Raw genomic sequence first — 19,032 nt, 5'->3', positions numbered from 1 at the left:
TTTAAAATAAATCATTGTTGCCGCGCACAGCGCTGCGGATGAAATAATTGTTGTCCAGTTCGTCGCCAAAGGTGGAGAACTCGCCATGGCCGGGCAGCACCTGCGTGCCGCGCGGGATGGGCAGCTTTGCCAGCTTACGCAGACTCTCGGCCATCTGTGCACTGCTGCCGCCCTCCAGATCGGTACGGCCGATGCTGCCTGCAAACAGGGTATCGCCGCAGAAGAGATACTCGCCGCACAGCAGCACCACGCCGCCGGGCGTATGGCCGGGCGTGTGCCAGACCGTGAACTGCAGCTCGTCTACCGAGACAGTCTCCCCTTCTGCGTAGCCGCAGTCCGCTGCGCTCAGCGGATACATGCGGTCGCCTGCAAGGTCGGCAGCCTCACAGTAGAGCTTTGCGTTCCACTCGGTACGCAAGGCTTCGGCGCTGCCCACATGGTCGTAGTGGCCGTGGGTGCACAGGATGGTGGTGAGCTGCGCATTGTTTTCCTTTAAAATTTTATCGTAGGTCTGCGCATCTGCCGCCGGATCAATGACCACGGCATGGCCTGCGTCGGAAATGAGCAGGAAGGTATTGGTATACAGCGGCGCAGCGCCCGGAATATGAAAAGCCTGCATGGCGGTCACTCCTTTTTCTTCCACTCGTCGGTATCGATGATAATGGTGCAGGGTCCTTCGTTCACAAGAGCCACCTGCATGTCCGCGCCAAACTCGCCGTGCTGAACATCCTTCAGGCCCTGTTTGTTCATCTCTGCAAGGAACAGCTCGTAAGCATCCACGGAGAGCGGCGGCTTTGCGGCCTTGATAAAGCTGGGCCGGTAGCCTTTTTTCGTGTCGCCGTAAAGGGTGAACTGGCTCACCACCAGAGCCGAATAGCCAAGGTCCTTTGCGCTGAGATTCAGCTTGCCCTCTGCGTCCGGGAAGATGCGCAGGCCTGCGCATTTATCGGCAAGCTTGGGCACGATGTCCAGACTGTCGGTATCCCTGACACCCAGCAGGATCATAAGGCCCGGCCCGATGGCCCGCGGCTCACCGCCGTTTACCCGCACACTGGCGGAAGACACCGCCTGAATGACTGCACGCATGTTTTAGCTCCTTGTCACCTTGAGCACGTCCTTCACCTTGGAAAGTCTTGCGACCACACGGTTGAGGTGCTCGGTATTGTTGATGCCGATGGTCAGGCTGACCATGGCGCAGTTGTTTTCCACCTGACGGGCGTTCACCGCATAGATGGGCACCCGGATATCCGCCAGCGCAGCCAGCACATCCTGCAGCAGCTCGTTGCGGTTCAGCGCGATGATCTCAATGCCGGCCTTATAGCTGTCCCTGACGCTGTCGGCCCAGTACGCCTTGACCCAGCGGGGGGCGTTGGTGGGATCCTTCATGCTGGAAATGGCGTTCACGCAGCTCTGCTTGTGGATGGAAACGCCAAAGCCGCGGGTGATAAAGCCCACGATGGGGTCGCCCGGCAGCGGGCTGCAGCACTTGGCAAACTTGATGGGGGTGTTATCGAAGCCTTCCACCACCACGCCGTCGGTAGCGTGCACACGGCTCAGGTCCACCTTGGGCAGGTCTTCCCCGGCCTTTTCCTCCGAAGCTTTCAGCTTCTGCCACTCCTCCTTGAGCTTGGGCAGGCAGTTGGCAATGGTCATGCCGCCGTAGCCGATGGCGGCATAAAGCTCCTCGGCATTGTTCTGGCGCAGGCGGCGGGAACAGCTGTTGATAAAATCGTCCAGCTGGTCGTCCGGAATGATGATCATTTCCCTGCGCAGCTCACGGGCCAGCGCATCACGTCCCTGCGTGATATTTTCCTCGCGGCGCATCTTTTTGAACCAGTTTCGGATCTTACTCTTCGCTTCGCTGGTGCGCACGATCTTGAGCCAGTCGCGGCTGGGGCCTTTGTCCGCCGGGCCAAGGATCACTTCGATGATCTCGCCGGTGGAAACGATGTGGTCGATGGGCACCATGCGGTTGTTCACCTTGCAGCCCACCATGCGGTTGCCCACCGCCGAATGGATCGCATAGGCAAAATCGATGCAGGTAGCGCCGGTGGGCAGGTTGATGACATCGCCCTTGGGGGTAAAGGCAAACACTTCCTCCGGCAGCAGGTCGCTCTTGAGGTCGTGCAGCAGATTGCCGGAATCCTCGCTGACGCGCTGGTTTTCCAACAGCTGGCTCACCCATGCCAGACGTTCGTCCAGCTTGTCGTGGCCATCCAGACCTTCTTTATACTTCCAGTGAGCCGCAACGCCGTACTCGGCCTGCTCGTCCATCTTGCGGGTGCGGATCTGCACCTCAAAGGGGATGCCCTCGTGGCCGATGACGGTGGTGTGCAGGCTCTGGTAGCCATTGGGCTTGGGAGTGGAGATATAGTCCTTGAAGCGGTTGGGCAGCGGATGGTACATATCGTGGATGAGGCCCAGAGTGCTGTAGCACTCGGCCAGCGTATCCAGAATGACACGCACCGCATAGATATCGTAGATCTCATCAAAGGACTTGTTCTGCATGATGGTCTTGCGATAGATGCCGTAAATGCTCTTGACGCGGCGCTTGATGGTAGCGCCCTCAATGCCGCTTTCGGCCAGCCGCCGCTCGATCACACCGGACACCTTTGCAAGGAACTCCTCGCCTGCACGCTCACTGAGCATCCGGCTGATCTCCTCGTAGCCCACAGGGTCAAGGTAATGCAGGCTGCGGTCTTCCAGCTCTTCCTTCACGTTCAGGATGCCCAGACGGTTGGCGATGGGGGCATACACCTCCATGGTCTCGCGGGCTTTATCGCGGCGCTTCTGTTCCGGCCATGCATCACCGGTGCGCATGTTGTGCAGCCGGTCGCACAGCTTAATGATCATCACGCGCACATCGCGGCTCATGGCCAGCAGCATCTTGCGCAGGTTTTCAGCCTGCAGTTCCTCAATGTTAGAGAACTGGATCTTGGTCAGCTTGGTCACGCCGTCCACCAGCAGGGCAACTTCCTCGCCAAAGGCGGCTTTCAGGTCGTCCAGTGTAGTGGGAGTGTCCTCCACCACATCGTGCAGCAGGGCCGCAGCAATGCTCTCGGAGTCCATGCCAAGATCCAGCACCAGTCGTGCCACAGCCAGCGGATGGCAGATATACGGCTCGCCGCTGCGGCGGCACACCCCCTTGTGGGCAGTGTTGGCAAGGTTATATGCCTTTTCGATCATCTCCATATTGTAGGAGCGGCCACTGGCCTTGATGGCCTCGCACAGCTTTTCCCAGGTAACGATCTCCGGCCGCACCTCCGAAGGCAGCGCGCCTTCCGGGGCATCGGCCAGCTGTGCTGTTGCAGAAACGGTAGCCGTTTCCTGCACCGGTACCGGCTGATGCAGGTGGGTCTTTGCGGAGTAGAGATCCTCTTCCCGCACCGGCTTCGGTGCCGGGACAGCAGTTTTCTTTCCCTCTGGCATGTTACATTCCCTCCAAACATTTCAGGACCGGGGCATCCGCAAGGTTCTTTTTGCTCTGCGCAGGCACAAGCTCCAGATATTTTGCCCCACCCTTTTCCACCGTGGCGATCAGTCCCACCTGTTCCAAGGCCGTCACTGCCACCAGTGTTTTGCCTGTATTTTCCTCGCCCAGTTTTGCGCACAGCGGCTGCAGATCTTCTGCGTGCCAGCGGCGCGCCTGCAGCTCACGGTACACTGTGACGATATCACTGCGCTCAGGCGTAATAAGCTTTTTCTGTTCCTCAGTCAGGGGTGTGCCGCGGCGCAGCGCCACCACAAAAGCAGCCTGCTCCGCAAGCTTTGTGCCCAGCCCTGCCGGATGCAGGTCCAGAATGCGGCCCGAAAGCTGTGCGCCCCGGGGCGAATCGTAGACCGAAAGGTTCAGCGCAGCATCCACCACATCGCCCATGGCATAGGGCAGCTGTTCCGGCGGCATACCGAACCACACGGCATACACGCTGGCATTGCCCTGCCGCAGGCGCAGGCGGCTGTGCCTGCCCTCCGATACCGGGTATACCCCATCCAGCACGGCGTTCTGCAAAAGGAACACCGGGGTCGGGTTCTCGGCCCCATAGGGAGCCAGCTGGTCGAGCTTCCGCACACTTTCCACGGTCACACGGTCCAGATGGATGGGCAGGTCGCACTCCAGCGGGGTGGTATGCAGCACCGGGCATTCCCGTGCTGCCCAGTCGTTCAGGCGGCGGCGCAGAGCGGGCAGATTTTCTTCCCGCACCGAAAGGCCCGCAGCCATGGCATGGCCGCCGTAGCGGATGAGCAGATCTGCGCAGGCACCAATGCAGGCATGCAAATTGAAGCCCTGCACGCTGCGTCCGCTGCCCTTGCATTCGCCGTGCTCGTCGATCGTCACCACGATCACAGGCCGGCCGGTGCGTTCCACCAGCCGGGATGCCACGATGCCAATGACACCGGGGTGCCAATCGCGGCCCCACAGCAGCATCACGCGGTCTTCCAGCCGCTCCGGTTCCTGTTCCAGCAGTTCCTGCGCGGCCTTGAAGATCTGCAGCTCTGTCTCCTGACGCTTTGTATTGATCTCGTTCAGTTTATGGGCCAGCTCTGCGGCGCGGTCCGGGTCCTCACACATCACCAGCTGCAAAGCCGTAACAGCGTTGTCCATGCGGCCAGCCGCATTGATGCGGGGCGCAATGGCGTAGCTGACATTTTCTGCGGTGACCGGTTTGCCCGCAAGGCCCACCTCTTCCAGCAACGCTTCCAGACCCGGACGGTCCGTGTTCTGCAGCTGGCGCAAGCCCGCCTTGACAAGGGTGCGGTTTTCGCCGGTAAGCGGCATCACGTCCGCCACAGTACCCACAGCGGCAAGGTCGCCGCAGTAGTCCAGCATTTCTTCCGGCGGGCAGCCATCCAGTGCGGCACACAGCTTGAACGCCACGCCCGCACCGCACAGGCCCTTGAAGGGACTGGTGTCGTCCTCACGACGGGGGTCTACCACGGCAATGGCCTTGGGCAGAGTTTCCGGCGGCAGATGATGGTCGGTAATGATCAGGTCAATGCCCAGTTCAGCGGCATAATCGGCTTCTTCCACAGCAGAAATGCCGTTATCCACCGTCACGATCAGCTTGCAGCCCTTATCGTGGATGGAACGGATGGCATTGCGCGAAAGGCCGTAGCCGTCGCCCTCGCGGCTGGGCAGCATACATTTTACGGTAGCCCCCATGCCCTTGAGATGCTGGTACAGCAGGGCCGTGGCCGTCACGCCGTCCACGTCATAATCGCCGAACACCACAATGGTCTCGCCCTCGTCAATGGCCCGCCAGATGCGCTCGCAGGCCTTGTCCATATCGGTGAGCAGCGAAGGGTCGCTCAATTCTTCCTCACCGGCAAGCAGGGTCAGTGCTTCGGTAGGGTCGGTAATGCCGCGGGCCGTCAGCACGCCTGCCAACAGGGCATTTTCCTTCTGCTGGGCGGCAAGGGCGGCCGCATATTTTTGCTCGCTCCACGGCTCGTCGTTCTGTGCGTTATATTCCAGTTCTTCGGTGGCCTGCTCCGCAATCGCCTGCGTCAGCTCCCGCAGCGCGGCACGGTCCAGCGGCTTCAGATTCCATGCACGGTAGGTCATTCAAAATTTCCTCCCGTCAGGCCGTCGTTGGCCAGCATTCCCTGCAGGGCAGCGATCTCAGAAGAGACATCCATCGCTACATCCGAGAGCAGCGTATCATACAGGGTGTCGTAGGCCTGATTCAGCGTGTGAAGGATGCCCGCGATATCGCGGCGGATGGTCTCGGCGTTTTCGCCCTGCTGGCCCTGCACATCGTTGTAGGTGTGCAGCAGCTTGAGGGTGGTGGGGATATAGTATTCCGCAAAGCGGCGGGCCTTGGGCAGGCTTTCCGGGTGTGCTTCCAGCCAGTCACAGATGGCAGTGGTGGTGGTCTGCATATGGTCCAGCTCTTCGCGGCCCTGCGCATCCTGCATCAGCTGTTTTTCCTGCTGCAGCACGGCGGCAAAGCGGCGGGTCGTTTCCAGATTGAGCGGCACATCGTCTGTTTTTTCTGCCGCCGGTTCCGGCTGCGGCGGTGCCTTGGAGACTGCGGCAGCTTCCTGCGCGGCACGGTAATCCTCAGCAGTCAGGTAAAGCTTTTCCGCTTTTTCGTCCACCCATGCACTCAGCCAGCCATTGCGGATGAATCTGCGCACCCGCTTGAGGGCACGGGCCTTTTTCTCATCCACGGCTTCCAGCGGCAGGCCCTTTTTGCAGTCAAAGCCTTCTGCTGCCTCGGCCAGACGGAGTAGCGTCTTGCTGGCCTTCAGGCGGGATGCACCGGCAGTGATCATCCACACGAACACGGCGGTGACAGCCGCAAAGCACCAGCCGGTGATCCGCACCGCCCCCAGCGCAAAGCTGCCCATGGCTGCAGCATTTTCAGCCATAAAGCTGTCCTGCAGAAGAGCCTGCAGAACAGCCGCATTGGGCGTAAACAGGCCCGCCGCACCCAGACAGGAAACCGCCGTGATGCCAAAGATCACCGTAAACGTGATGCCGACTGCCAGCAATGCGCAGCCTGCGCTGTAGCGCTTTTTGGCACTGGCGCGGATCTCGTCTGCCGGGGTCGTCTCTGCCTTGCCGAACATCTGCCGGAACCAGCCGGAAACACCTGCGGCCTGCGCGTTGATACAGTCCTCATTCGAGCCCTGTTTTTTCGTATTCTGCGCATTCTGACGGCTGCGATAGTATTCCTCCCGGCTGCTGCGGAACGCCTTTGCCGCTTCGCCAAGGCCAAAGTTTGCAGCATTCACCGCCGCACGGCCCACACCATAGGCGCGGTCGCCAATGTCCTCCCCTTTGCCCTCAAAGCCATGGGCAAAGGCATCCGACACGGTATCGCCAAAGGCGCGCAGCTGGTTTTCCAGCTCCTGCTGCACCTGACGGCCCTCATTCTCTCTCATTGTATCGTTTTCACGATCGTTCATCAAATTCTTCTCACCCTTCTGCCGGTGCATACCGGCTGATGATGGCGCGGGCCACCCGCAGGCCATCCACGGCGGCGCTCATGATGCCGCCCGCATATCCGGCACCCTCGCCGCAGGGATACAGACCTGCCAGCTGGGTGCATTCAAAATTTTCTTCCCGCTTCAGCCGCACCGGGCTGCTGGTGCGGGTCTCAAGACCCGTAAGGATCGCTTCCGGCGCGGTATAACCCGCAATTTTGCGCTCGTAGGCGCGCAGGCCCGCCCGCAGTGTTTCGGCCAGCTCCTGCGGCAGCAGTGCGCCGAGGTCTGCCGCAGCAACGCCGCGGTCATAGGTAGGCTGCACGCGTCCAATGTTCAGCTGGCCGCGCCCTTCCAGAAAGCTCTGGATGTTCTCTGCCGGAGCGGCATACTCCCCTGCACTGCGCCCAGCGGCGTAGGCTCTGGCTTCCAGCTCCCGCTGGAACGCGATGGCCCGGTGCGGATCGTCTGCAAAATCCTTGCCGCCCACGCTCACCACCACGGCCGCGTTGGCATTTTTGCCATTGCGGGCGTGGAAGCTCATGCCGTTGGTCACTACACGGCCTTCCTCGCTGGCCGATGCCACCACCTGCCCGCCGGGGCACATGCAGAAGGTGTAAACGCACCGCTCCCCCACATGCTGGGAGAGCTGATACTCGCCCCGCGGCAGAGCCGGATGCCCGGCAGCCTCGTGATATAAGCTCTTTTCGATCTCACTCTGCAGATGCTCGGCGCGGAAGCCCACGCTGAACGGCTTGCATTCCAGCTGCAGGCCGCCGTCCATCAGCATCCCGAAGGTATCGCGGGCCGAGTGGCCCACCGCGAACACCAAAGCTTCGCAGGCAAAGGTGCCATTTGTGGTAAAAACGCCGGTGAGCCGACCATTTTTCTGTTCAAAGCCGGTCAGGGCCGTGTTGAAATGCACCTCACCGCCCAGAGCTTCGATCTCCTTGCGGATAGAGGTGATCACACCGCGCAGCAGGTCGGTGCCCACATGGGGCTTCTGCTTCCAGGCGATCTCCTCCGGCGCACCGTGCTGCAGGAACACCTCGGTAACAAAGCCGCACAGCTCATCGCCGATGCGGGTGGTCAGCTTGCCGTCCGAAAAGGTACCGGCACCGCCCTCGCCAAATTGAATGTTCGCATTCACATCCAGTTCGCCGGTAGCAGAAAAATGTTCCACCGCCTTTACGCGCTCGTCCAGCGCCGGGCCGCGCTCCAGCACAATGGGCTGATAGCCCTGCCGGGCCAGCAGCAGCGCTGCAAACAGGCCCGCCGGGCCAAGGCCGCACACCACAGGCCGATGTGCCAGTGGCTGGATGCCATTCTGCACCGAAAAATCCACCTTCTGCTGCAGAGAAGCATCACCACAGCGGGCTGCAAAAGCCGCTTCCTCGGCAGGTTCTTTCAGGGTGACAGCCACGGTATACACCAGCTTGGGCTGGCCGTGGCGGGCATCCACCGAGAGCTTTGCCACGCCCAGATGCTGCACCTTTCCGCGCGGGATGCGGGCAGCGTGCAGGGCTTTTTCAAATGCCTGCGGCTCTCCGGCAGAGAGCGGCAGACGGATGTTGCGAACCAGAATCATGTTATCGTGTGTTCCTTTTTGTTTCAGTTGCTTTCGATGCGGCACTGCAGCACATAGCTGCCCAGTGCAAAGATCTTGCCGTTGGAGGGCACATACAGGCGGCAGGCAATGTTCTGCTCGCCGGTCGCCACCGAGAAATCCTCGGCATCGATCTCAATGACCACCTGCTCCGGGGTCAGCGTTTCGATCGCGCCCTTGGGGCCGCAGAGCGTTACATTCATCAGGCGTTCGGTCTGCACCGCCAGCTGGTAGGTAGAGGGCAGATTGACCACCTGCACGCAGGTATTGGGCAGGTTCATGGTCTTGGTTCCCAGATTGGAGCAGTCAAAGCTGACCGTTATGGTGGAAATGTTATCCAGCAGATAGATGTCTGCGGGCAGGTCGATGGGCAGCTCATAGCTCTTGTTCAGTGCAAAGGTGGAAAGGTCGATATTGCCGATGGGCAGCGTGGACAGCATATCGATCTTATCTGCCGGACCTGCCACCTTGAGCTGCTTGCGGCTGAGTGCATATACCAGCATCGAATCATCAAAATCACGCGGAGCATTGATGAAATTCACGTCCACCGGCAGCGTTGCCATCTTGTACACCTGCAAGGTCACATCCACGCTGTTCTCTTCCAGCTCCGTGTACTCAAACTTGACTTCCTTGCCGCCGGAGGTATAGAAGCGCAGCGGCGTGTTCAGCGTGATGGACTCGGTCAGTTCGCCGCTGTAGGTCACCTCTGCAGTGCAGGTAGCAACTTTATTCAGCTCACTGCTGGGGCCGGAAAGGGTGATATTCTCCTTGGAAACATCCGTACTATAAAGGATATAACCGTCCGCGATGGTCAGGTAGTTGGTGGTAATGGTAACGGGCAGGGTTTTTTCCTCCACCACGTCAAACACCACATCCACCGTGTTGTCATTGCCTTCCATGGTCACGGTCACACCGTTCAGCAGGCCGTTGGCACCGCGTACCAGCAGGCGCAGGGTCTTTTCGCCGCTGTCGCGTACGCTGGAAAAATCCGGGTAGACCACAAAGTCGGAAGCCGTCAGCCCGCCGATGGTGTAGCCGTCGCCGGAGATTTTCAGGTTCACGGTCTTATCCTCGGCGCTGACGATGCTCAGGCCCCGGGAGGTGTAAGCAGCGGAATCGTAGGTATAATCCACCGGCACATTGTAGATGGTGTTGCTGGTGCCGGGCTGCACGATGATGGTGACCACCATCCATGCAACGATGGCGCCCAGCACCGAAAGTGCCAGCCGGATGCGGCGGTCGTCCAGAATGTTTTTCTTATGGGCGACCGCAGGCTTTGCGCCATTTTTCTTGTTGGGTTCGTTGTTCATTGCGCATCGTCCTCCTTCTGGCTGACCCATTTCCACAGACGGTCCAGCTGACCGCGCCAGCCGCTGACCGTCGTCTTTTCGGTGGTGGTCTCCTTAGGGATCATCTCATCCACCAGACGGGTATACAGGGTCTGGCGGTCAAAATGGCGGATCAGCACGCCGTTCTTTGCCATGGAGATGATGCCGGTCTCCTCGCTGACCACGATGGCAATTGCATCGGAATTTTCGGCAATGCCAAGGCAGGCACGGTGACGGGTGCCCATATCCTTGCCAAGATCCAGATTGTTGGAAAGCGGCAGCACACAGCCCGCGGCTTTGATGCGGCCATTCTCAATGATGGCAGCACCATCGTGCAGGGGCGTGCCCTCGTAGAAAATGGTGCCCAGCACTTCCAGATTGACCGCACTGTTCACCGGCGTGCCGGTGCGCACGATCTCCGAAAGGTTCGTGTGGCGTTCCAGCACGATCAGTGCACCGGTCTTGGTCTCAGAAAAGCGCTCTGCCGCATCGCAGATGGCAATGATGGCGCTGCGCCATGCACCTTTTAGGCTTGGATCGTTGTAGCGGCCTTTGACATTGAACAGCTTGGCGGCCCACTGGTCGGTCTGGCCCATGCGCTCCAGCGCACGGCGGATCTCCGGCTGGAACAGCACCACCAGCGTCAGCAGGCCCACCTGCAGCAGTGAGTTCAGCAGCCATGTGACGGTACGCATGTTCAGCGTTTCTGCCACCAGATAGACGGCCATCACCAGAAGCGCACCCTTGAACAGCTGGCCGGCGCGGGTGCGGTTGACAATGCCCAGCAGCTGGTAAATCAGGAAGGAAATGATGATGATATCCAGCAAATCGACCAGTTTGAAGGTCTGGAAATTTGCAATGATCGCGTTCAGAGTCATTGGTACACGCTCCCGTTTACAGTGTTTCGATCAGGGCAACAGCGTGGGCGGCAATACCCAGCCCCTCACCGGTAAAGCCCAGATGTTCCTCGGTAGTGGCCTTTACGCTCACAGCGTCCACCGGCAGGCCGAAGGCATCGGCCAGATTCTGGCGCATGGCCGGAATGTACGGCGCAAGCTTGGGCCGCTGACACAACAGCGTCGCGTCGATATTTTCAATGCGGAAGCCGTGCTCCTTTAAAATTTCGGCCACACGGCGGGCCAGCTTCAGGCTGTCGGCACCGGAGTAGGCCGGGTCATTGTCCGGGAAATGCTGGCCGATATCCCCCAGCGCAGCGGCACCCAGCACAGCATCCATCACCGCATGGGCCAGCACATCTGCATCCGAGTGGCCCAGCAGGCCTTTTTCAAAAGGCACTTCCACGCCGCCCAGGATCAACTTGCGGCCTTCCACCAGACGGTGCACGTCATAACCATGTCCAATGCGCATTTTGTGTTCCTCTTTCTGTTCCGGGCGGGGCAAGTCCTCGCGGGTCGTGATCTTATAATTGGCGTAATCGCCCTGCGTCAGCTGCACGGCGCGGCCGGTCAGCTCGAACAGGCTGCAGTCGTCGGTGACAAGGCGGGCTTTTTCGGCATCCAGCTCTTCCAGCGCAGCAAGGTACTCTGCGCGGTCAAAGCACTGAGGGGTCTGCACCGCATACAGGGTGCTGCGGTCGGGCGTTGTGTACACAAGGCAGGCATCCGGCACAATCTTTCCGTTGCCGCGCGCTGCAGCCTTGATGGTATCCTTTACCGGTACGGCAGGTGCAGCTGCGCCGCACCGGGCCGCTGCTTCCAGCGCTGCTGTGATGACGGCCTGACTGACGAAGGGTCTTGCCGCGTCGTGCACTGCCACAAGCTCCCCTGCTGCCGCCAGCACGCCGTTTTTTGCGCTCTCGGCGCGGGTGGTGCCGCCCGTTACGATCTGCACAGGCTTTGTGCAGTCTGCTGCCTGCTGCTCCACAAAGGCGCGGTTCTTACCGGCCACCAGCACGATCTCCGTGACAAGCGGATCCTGTTCAAACGCGCGGATGCTGCGGTGCAGCACGGTCTCGCCGCCCAGATCAAAGCTGAGCTTGTCAAAGCCCATGCGTGTGGAAGACCCCGCCGCCACCAGTACCGCGGATACTCTCTTTTCCAATTTCTTCACCTGCCCGATTCCTATAGTAAGCCATATTTTATTATAGCGTATAACTTCCCAAACTGCAACCAATATTCTACAGCAAAAATGCCCCTCTGCACACAGCAGAGGGGCACAAACTTGTTCTTGATGGAGTTTACTTCAGGATCGGCTCGATGGCAGCAGCCAGAGCATCCTTCTGTGCCTGTGCTTCAGCCAGATCCTTGCCCAGAGTGGTGAAGTAGGTCTTGATCTTCGGCTCAGTGCCGGAGGGACGCACCACAACGGTCGCACCGTTTTCCAGACTGTAGATCAGCACGTTTGCAGCGGGCAGGCCGGTCTCCTCGGGCTTCTTGTAGTCGGTCACCTTGACCACCTTGTGGCCAGCCAGCTCGGCGGGCGGGTTATCACGCAGCTTCTGCATGATGGAAGCCATCTTCTCCATGCCGGTCAGGCCGGGGAACTCGAAGCTGTCCACCTTGTTCAGGTAGCGGCCATACTGTTTATAGATCTCTTCCAGACGCTGCTTGATGGAGGAACCGATGCTGCGGTAGTAAGCGGCCATTTCGCAGATCAGCATGGAACCGATGACGGCATCCTTATCACGCACATAGGGGCCGGCCAGATAGCCGTAGCTTTCCTCAAAGCCAAAGATGAAGCGGTCCACCTCACCGGCAGCTTCCAGATTTGCGATCTGGTCGCCGATCCACTTGAAGCCGGTCAGCACGCTGCGCATTTCCACGCCGTAGTGTGCGGCAATGGCATCGGCCAGAGGAGTGGATACGATGGACTTGACGGCCACCGGGTTTTTGGGCATGGTGCCCTTCTCGATGCGGCCTGCGCAGATGTAATCCAGCAGCAGAGCGCCCATCTCGTTGCCGGATACCAGCTCATAGCTGCCATCCGGACACTTCATGGCAATGCCCACGCGGTCGGCATCGGGGTCGGTGGCCAGCATCAGATCGGCACCAGTCTTGGTTGCCAGCTCCAGACCCAGCTTCAGAGCCTCGAAAATTTCGGGGTTCGGGTAGGAGCAGGTGGTAAAGTAGCCGTTGGGGTACTCCTGCTCGGGCACGATGGTGATATCGGTGATGCCCATATCGTTCAGCACATGAGTGACAGGCACCAGACCGGAACCATTCAGCGGGCTGTACACCAGCTTCAGGCCGGCAGTCTTGCACAGGCCCGGGCGCACCTGACGGGCCTCGATGGCATCATACAGTGCCTTCTTGCAGTCGTCGCCCACAAAGCGGATCAGGCCCTGCTCCACGCCCTCGGCAAAGGAGATGTACTTTGCACCGGTCAGCACATCCGTCTTCTGGATCTCATCGTACACGATGGCAGCAGCATCATCGGTCATCTGGCAGCCATCCGGGCCATAGGCCTTGTAGCCGTTGTACTTGGCCGGGTTGTGAGAAGCCGTGACCATGATACCAGCATTGCACTGGTAGTAACGGGTAGCAAAGCTCAGTGCAGGCACAGGCATCAGAGCATCGTAAATGCGCACCTTGATACCGTTTGCCGCCAGAACGCCTGCGGCGGTCTTGGCAAAGATATCGCTCTTCAGGCGGCTGTCGTAGCTGATAGCCACAGTCTGGCTGCCGCCCTGAGTCTTGACCCAGTTTGCCAGACCCTGCGTGGCCTGACGCACAACATAGATATTCATACGGTTGGTGCCAGCGCCCAGAACGCCGCGCAGACCAGCGGTGCCAAACTTCAAAGCCACAGCAAAGCGGTCCTTGATCTCGTCATCATTTCCCTCGATCTTGGCCAGCTCCGGCTTCAGATCAGCGTCTTCCAGCTCTGCAGCCATCCAGCGCTTATATTCATCCAAATACATCTTGCACACCTTACCTTTTGTAAATTTTTCCGCAAAAAAGAACAGGTTTGGTTAAACCTACTTATAATATAAACTCTCCGCATCCATGTGTCAATTGCGTAATCTGCAACAAGATTTGCAGTTCAAAACCGGCATATGGCACAAAATTCCAAGTTTTTCCCGGTAAAGTCGGGAACTATCCCGGCCTCGCCTGCATTTTCCAGCAGTTCATAACTCTGGCCTGCATCGTCCAGAACGTCCAGCCACTGCTCCAAACCGATGCTGTTTTCACACAGGTAGCGCAGCAGCTGCATTGCCCGGGCAAAACTGTCCTGCAGCAGCACCGCGCTGCGGCGCACCCGGCCATCCTGCTCCTGCCGCAGCTCCATTACAACGCCCTGCGCAGCGGCGGCACCGCAATATACAAGGGTGTGGGCATGCTGCAGCCCTTCCAGTTCTGAATATGTACGGATATAGCGGCAGTATTCTTTGCTCATCATGGAAAACTCTCTCCTCTCTATCGCATTGACATCTTTCCTGCCCTTTACTATAATGAATTCAGAAGTATTTTTGTGTCGAAGTATGACATAATCATCCAATATTTTCCACTTTTGCCAATTCTTTTCCGTCATATCATCCGCTGGGATAAGGGAGAACAACATGTATTCTGTTACCAGAAGCTTTGGTCTGAACGGCCTGAGCGGCTTTGCCGTGGCAGTGGAGGCCGACATTTCCGGCGGTCTGCCCGCCTTTTCCATCGTGGGCCTGCCGGATTCCGCTGTGCGTGAAAGCGCCGACCGTGTGCGCGCCGCCATCAAAAATCTGGGCTTCAAGTTCCCGGACCGGCGCATTACCATCAATCTTGCCCCGGCGGATGTGCGCAAGACCGGCCCGGTGTACGACCTGCCGCTTCTGCTGGCAGTGCTCACTGCCAGCGGCCAGCTGGAGGATGTGCCTGCCGACGCGGCATTTCTGGGCGAACTGGCACTGGACGGCACCCTGCGGCCGGTTTCCGGCGTGCTGCCCATGGCGCTGGCTGCAGCAGAAAATGGCATCCACGCCCTGTATGTACCTGCCGAGAATGCCGCCGAAGCAGCCGAGGCCTGTGCCGACAGCATGGCCGTCTACCCCGCCCACACGGCACGCGAAGTTGTAGATGCCCTGCGCGGCATCTCCCCGCTTGCCCCGGCGGCTGTTGTTCCCTTTGACCCTGCAGACGCATGGGCACAGGTTCCGGATTTTGCGGACGTACTGGGCCAGTCACTGGCGCGGCGGGCTATGGTCATTGCTGCCGCAGGCGGACACAATGTTTTGCTCATTGGCGCACCCGGCACCGGCAAATCCATGCTGGCAAAGCGTCTGCCCGGCATCCTGCCGCCGCTCACCCGTGAGGAAGCCGTGGAGACCACTAAAATTTATTCCATTGCAGGGCAGCTGCCGCAGGGCCGGGGCCTGATCTCTGCACGGCCTTTCCGCAGTCCGCACCACTCGGCCAGTGCCGCGGCTCTGGCTGGCGGCGGCGCACAGTTCCGGCCCGGCGAGTGCAGCCTTGCCAACTGCGGTGTGCTGTTTTTAGACGAATTGCCGGAGTTCTCCCGCGAGAGTCTGGAAGTGCTGCGCCAGCCGCTGGAGGACGGCCAGATCACCGTGAGCCGAGCGGCAGGCAGTGCCACCTATCCCAGCCGCTTCCAGCTGGTAGCCGCCATGAACCCCTGTAAGTGCGGCTACTACGGCCACCCCACCCGGCAGTGCACCTGCTCACCCAGTGCCGTGCGGCAGTACCGCAGCCGTGTGTCCGGCCCGCTGCTGGATCGTATCGACCTGTGCGTGGAGATGGACCCCATCGCCTTTGACGAGCTGCACGCCGTCGTCCCTTCCGAGAGCAGCGCCGATCTGCGCAAACAGGTGCTTGCCGCCCGGGCCATTCAGGCAAAGCGCTATGCCGCCCCGGGTTTTGAGGGTGTGCTCTGCAACGCCCAGCTCACCGCCGGGCAGGTGCGGCGCGTCTGCCGCATGACCCCCGCCGCCGAGCGGCTGCTGCGTGCCTCCTACGACGCTTTGGGCCTTTCCGCCCGCGCCCATGACCGCATCCTTCGGGTGGCCCGCACGGTGGCCGATCTGGCAGGCAAACAGCTGCTGGATGAGGACTGTGTGCTGGAAGCCCTGCAGTACCGGGCACAGGAAAAAGTGGAAGTATAAAAGCTTCTTCGTCTTTGCTTCGCAGATCCGCCCTCCCCGAAAAGGGAAGGGTTTGTGCAGCTTACCGTTACGCGCAAAAAAGCCATCTGTATCTTTCCAAATGCTCAATACGAGCAGAAGATCACAGATGGCTTTTTATAATTGCTTTTTAGAATCTGCGCCATGTATCCGGCAGGAACAGCACCAGCATCGGGAAGATTTCCAGACGGCCGGCCAGCATGTCAAAGATCATCACCAGCTTTGCGGGGTTCGTAAAGCTGCCAAAGTTCATCATGGGGCCTACCTGCGCAAGGCCCGGGCCGATGTTGTTCAAAGTAGCTGCAATGGCTGTGAAGTTCGTCACCATATCAAAGCCATCCAGACTGATGAGCAGGAAGGATACCACGAAGATGAAGAAATACGCGCCCATAAACACATTGGTGGTGCGGATGGTCTCGTGGTTGAGCAGCTTGCCGTCCATGCGGACGGGGGCCACCACCTGCGGGTGCAGTGCCTGCTTGAGCTCCTTGCCCAAGGTCTTGCCCAGAATGAGGAGGCGGCTCACCTTGATGCCGCCGCCGGTGCTGCCTGCGCAGGCACCAATGAACATGAGCACTACCAGAATTTCTTTGGAGAGAGTGGGCCACAGGTCAAAATCACAGCTGGAAAAACCGGTAGTGGTGATGATGGAACCCACCTGAAAGGCTGCTTGACGCACCGCTTCGCCAAAGCTGTTATAAAGGCTGTAGATATTGGCCGTGATAATGCCAATTGCCACCAGAATAATGGCGAAGTAGCCGCGCACTTCCTCGCTGATGGCGCGGTTGAATTTGCGCAGCAGCAGCAGGAAGTAGGCATTGAAGTTGACACCAAACAGGATCATGAAGATGGTCACGACCCACTGGATGTAGGGAGAAAAGCTGGTAAAGCTGTCGTTCTTGAAGCCGAAGCCGCCGGTGCCCGCCGTGCCGAAGGCCGTGAGCATGGACTCAAACAGCGGCATGCCGCCCAGCAGCAGGAATACCACCTCCAGCACGGTGAGTGCAAAATAGATGCCGTACAGGATCTTTGCGGTAGACTGCACCTTGGGCACCAGCTTATCCACCTGAGGGCCGGGGCTTTCTGCCTTCATCAGGTTGACGTGGGAGCCGCCGGTCAGGGGCAGCAGCGAGAGCAGGAACACCAGAACGCCCATGCCGCCGATCCAGTGGGTGAAGCTGCGCCAGAACAGGATGCCCTTGGGCAGATCCTCCACCCCGGGCAGGATGCTGGCACCGGTGGTGGTAAAGCCGGACACCGTCTCAAACAGGGCATCCACCGGGTTCGGGATGCAGCCCGCCACCACAAACGGAACGGCGCCCACGATGGAAATGACGATCCAGCTCAGCGAGGTAGCAGCAAAGCCCTCCCGCATATAGAACATCTTGCTTTTAGGCTTGATGCCGCGCAGGGCGTAGCCGATGGCGGCGCTGACTGCCGCCGTGATCAGAAACACGCCCAGCACGAACCATTCGCCGTAGATCCAGCTGGCCGCTGCGGGCAGCAGCAGCAGCGCACCCTCGATCAGCATGACATAGCCCAGCAGACGGAAAACGATCGCATAATTCATAGTCTGCCTCCGTCAACCCTCTGCGCCCTTGTCCAGAATATCGCGCAGGTCATGCAGACCATGCTCCAGCGTGACCACGATCACGTTGTCGCCCACCTGGATCTGGTCGCCGCCGCGCGGGATCAGGATCTGATGGCCGCGGGTGATGCAGCACAGCAGCAGATTCTTTTTCAGGTGCAGCTGGCTCAGGGGGACACCGGTGGCAGCGCTCTTCTCGTGGACGGTAAATTCCAGCGCTTCCACGCGGTCGTCCAGAATGCGGTACAGCGTCTTGATGTTGCTGCCCGCTTCGTTCTGCAGTGCACGCACATACTGCACGATGTAATCGCAGGTCATGTACTTGGGGTAGACCACGCTGCCCAGATCCAGACCGGCCAGAATATCATCAAATTCCAGACGGTTGACTTTGGTGACCAGCTTGCCCTTGGAGTGCTTTTTGGCAAACAGGGTCAGCAGCACATTCTCCTCGTCGATGTTGGTCAGGGCCACAAAAGCCTCGGTGGACTCCATGCCCTCCGAGAGTAGGAATTCGCGGTTGGAGCCGTCCTCGTTCAGGATCTGTGCGCCGGGCAGCTGCTCGGCCAGCTCCATGCAGCGGGCAGGGTCGCGCTCCACGATGCGCACACGCACGTGGTTTTCCAGCAGCTCCTGGCTCAGATAGAAGGCGATGGCACCGCCGCCCACGATGAAGGCATTGCGCACCGGGCGCACCGGCAGGTGGATGCGCTGGAAGAACTCGTGGGCCTTATCCTGTGTTGCAAGGAAGGTGACCTGATCGCCGTTCTGCAGTACAAAGTTACCGTTCGGGATGATCACGCCGCCGCTGCGCTCCACTGCACACACCAGAATGTCGCTCTTCAGGCGGGTGGGGATCTCGCGGATGGCCACGCCATCCAGCCCCTGCTCTGCAGTGAGTGCAAACTTGATCAGCCGCACACGGCCGTCTGCAAAGGTGTCGATCTTGCTTGCACCCGGGAAGCGCAGCAGATGGGAGATCTCCTTTGCTGCAGCCATTTCCGGATTGATGATGGCCGAAATGCCGATCTGCTTTTTGATAAAGTCCAGCTCATGACTGTAGGACGGGTTGCGCACACGGGCAATTGCATGGCAGTGGCCCGCCTTTTTGGCAAACATGCAGCACAGCAGGTTCAGCTCATCCGAACCGGTCACGGCAATGAACACATCCGCGTCTTCAATGCCGGCCTCTGCCAGCGTGGTGATCGAGGAACCGTTGCCCACGATGCCCAGCACATCGTAGCTTTCAGTCAGGTGCTCCACACGCGCTTTGTTGGTATCCACAATGGTCACATTATGGTCTTCCTCACTGAGCTGCCGCGCCAGCGCAGTACCAACCTTGCCGCCGCCCACCAGAATGATCTTCATAACAAGTCCTTTCTCTTTCCGCGTCCCTTCTGCCGGGACAGCACAAATCCATCATAGTATACCATATCTCCTGCCAAAGTTCCACTGTTTTCCACATTATGCAACAAAAACCTGCCAAATGACGCAAAAAAGCCCCGGG

The 19,032-nt window shown here is 59.4% G+C and carries 14 protein-coding genes; 1 reads left to right on the top strand and 13 read right to left on the bottom strand.

Going from position 1 to position 19,032, the window contains the following annotated elements; translation table 11 throughout:
- Position 1: 1 nt before the first annotated feature.
- The 11 genes from DWY76_RS01665 to DWY76_RS01615 all read right to left on the bottom strand — a co-directional run bounded on the left by DWY76_RS01665 (position 2) and on the right by DWY76_RS01615 (position 14,223).
- Positions 2 to 619, bottom strand: a complete 618-nt coding sequence (locus DWY76_RS01665; RefSeq protein WP_097774817.1) for an MBL fold metallo-hydrolase — start codon at positions 617 to 619, stop codon at positions 2 to 4.
- Positions 620 to 624: 5 nt separating this feature from the next.
- Positions 625 to 1,086 (bottom strand): D-aminoacyl-tRNA deacylase, encoded by a 462-nt coding sequence (gene dtd, locus DWY76_RS01660; RefSeq protein WP_005940113.1) that lies wholly within the window; start codon positions 1,084 to 1,086, stop codon positions 625 to 627.
- A 3-nt stretch (positions 1,087 to 1,089) separates the two neighbouring features.
- Complete coding sequence (locus DWY76_RS01655; RefSeq protein WP_120079510.1) at positions 1,090 to 3,429, bottom strand: bifunctional (p)ppGpp synthetase/guanosine-3',5'-bis(diphosphate) 3'-pyrophosphohydrolase; 2,340 nt, start codon at positions 3,427 to 3,429, stop codon at positions 1,090 to 1,092.
- 1 nt (position 3,430) lies between these two features.
- Positions 3,431 to 5,563 carry a single-stranded-DNA-specific exonuclease RecJ gene (gene recJ / locus DWY76_RS01650; protein ID WP_120079508.1) on the bottom strand — a complete coding sequence of 711 codons (2,133 nt, stop codon included), beginning with the start codon at positions 5,561 to 5,563 and terminating at the stop codon, positions 3,431 to 3,433.
- Entirely contained in the window at positions 5,560 to 6,888 is a 1,329-nt protein-coding gene (locus DWY76_RS01645) for a 5-bromo-4-chloroindolyl phosphate hydrolysis family protein (RefSeq protein ID WP_243111885.1), read from the bottom strand. Before DWY76_RS01645 ends, recJ begins: the two co-directional genes overlap by 4 nt.
- 34 nt (positions 6,889 to 6,922) lie before the next feature.
- Complete coding sequence (locus DWY76_RS01640; protein ID WP_120079504.1) at positions 6,923 to 8,518, bottom strand: FAD-dependent oxidoreductase; 1,596 nt, start codon at positions 8,516 to 8,518, stop codon at positions 6,923 to 6,925.
- Between the two features lie 23 nt (positions 8,519 to 8,541).
- Positions 8,542 to 9,846, bottom strand: a complete 1,305-nt coding sequence (locus tag DWY76_RS01635; RefSeq protein WP_120079502.1) for a CdaR family protein — start codon at positions 9,844 to 9,846, stop codon at positions 8,542 to 8,544.
- A complete protein-coding gene (gene cdaA, locus DWY76_RS01630; RefSeq protein WP_005940107.1) occupies positions 9,843 to 10,742 on the bottom strand; it encodes a diadenylate cyclase CdaA in 900 nt (299 codons plus the stop codon). The genes DWY76_RS01635 and cdaA overlap by 4 nt, the downstream gene beginning before the upstream one ends.
- A 16-nt stretch (positions 10,743 to 10,758) precedes the next feature.
- Complete coding sequence (gene ispF / locus DWY76_RS01625) at positions 10,759 to 11,925, bottom strand: 2-C-methyl-D-erythritol 2,4-cyclodiphosphate synthase (protein ID WP_120079658.1); 1,167 nt, start codon at positions 11,923 to 11,925, stop codon at positions 10,759 to 10,761.
- A 136-nt stretch (positions 11,926 to 12,061) separates the two neighbouring features.
- Positions 12,062 to 13,744 (bottom strand): phospho-sugar mutase, encoded by a 1,683-nt coding sequence (locus DWY76_RS01620; protein WP_005940102.1) that lies wholly within the window; start codon positions 13,742 to 13,744, stop codon positions 12,062 to 12,064.
- A 122-nt stretch (positions 13,745 to 13,866) separates the two neighbouring features.
- Entirely contained in the window at positions 13,867 to 14,223 is a 357-nt protein-coding gene (locus DWY76_RS01615) for a hypothetical protein (RefSeq protein ID WP_179860458.1), read from the bottom strand.
- 160 nt (positions 14,224 to 14,383) lie between these two features.
- Here DWY76_RS01615 and DWY76_RS01610 point away from each other — a divergent pair, with 160 nt between their 5' ends.
- Entirely contained in the window at positions 14,384 to 15,922 is a 1,539-nt protein-coding gene (locus tag DWY76_RS01610; RefSeq protein WP_120079500.1) for a YifB family Mg chelatase-like AAA ATPase, read from the top strand.
- Between the two features lie 148 nt (positions 15,923 to 16,070).
- Here the strand turns inward: DWY76_RS01610 and DWY76_RS01605 are convergent, their stop codons facing one another.
- Positions 16,071 to 17,510, bottom strand: a complete 1,440-nt coding sequence (locus DWY76_RS01605; protein ID WP_120079498.1) for a TrkH family potassium uptake protein — start codon at positions 17,508 to 17,510, stop codon at positions 16,071 to 16,073.
- A gap of 12 nt (positions 17,511 to 17,522) precedes the next feature.
- The gene (gene trkA / locus DWY76_RS01600; RefSeq protein ID WP_005940088.1) at positions 17,523 to 18,893 is read right to left on the bottom strand and encodes a Trk system potassium transporter TrkA; all 1,371 of its coding nucleotides are present in this window, start codon (positions 18,891 to 18,893) and stop codon (positions 17,523 to 17,525) included.
- Positions 18,894 to 19,032 lie beyond the last annotated feature (139 nt).

Source organism: Faecalibacterium sp. AF27-11BH (assembly GCF_003603005.1).
In the GTDB taxonomy this organism is placed as follows: Bacteria; Bacillota; Clostridia; order Oscillospirales; family Ruminococcaceae; genus Faecalibacterium; species Faecalibacterium taiwanense.
Note: the sequence above shows the minus strand (reverse complement) of the source record. Positions and strands in the feature narration are given on the sequence as shown.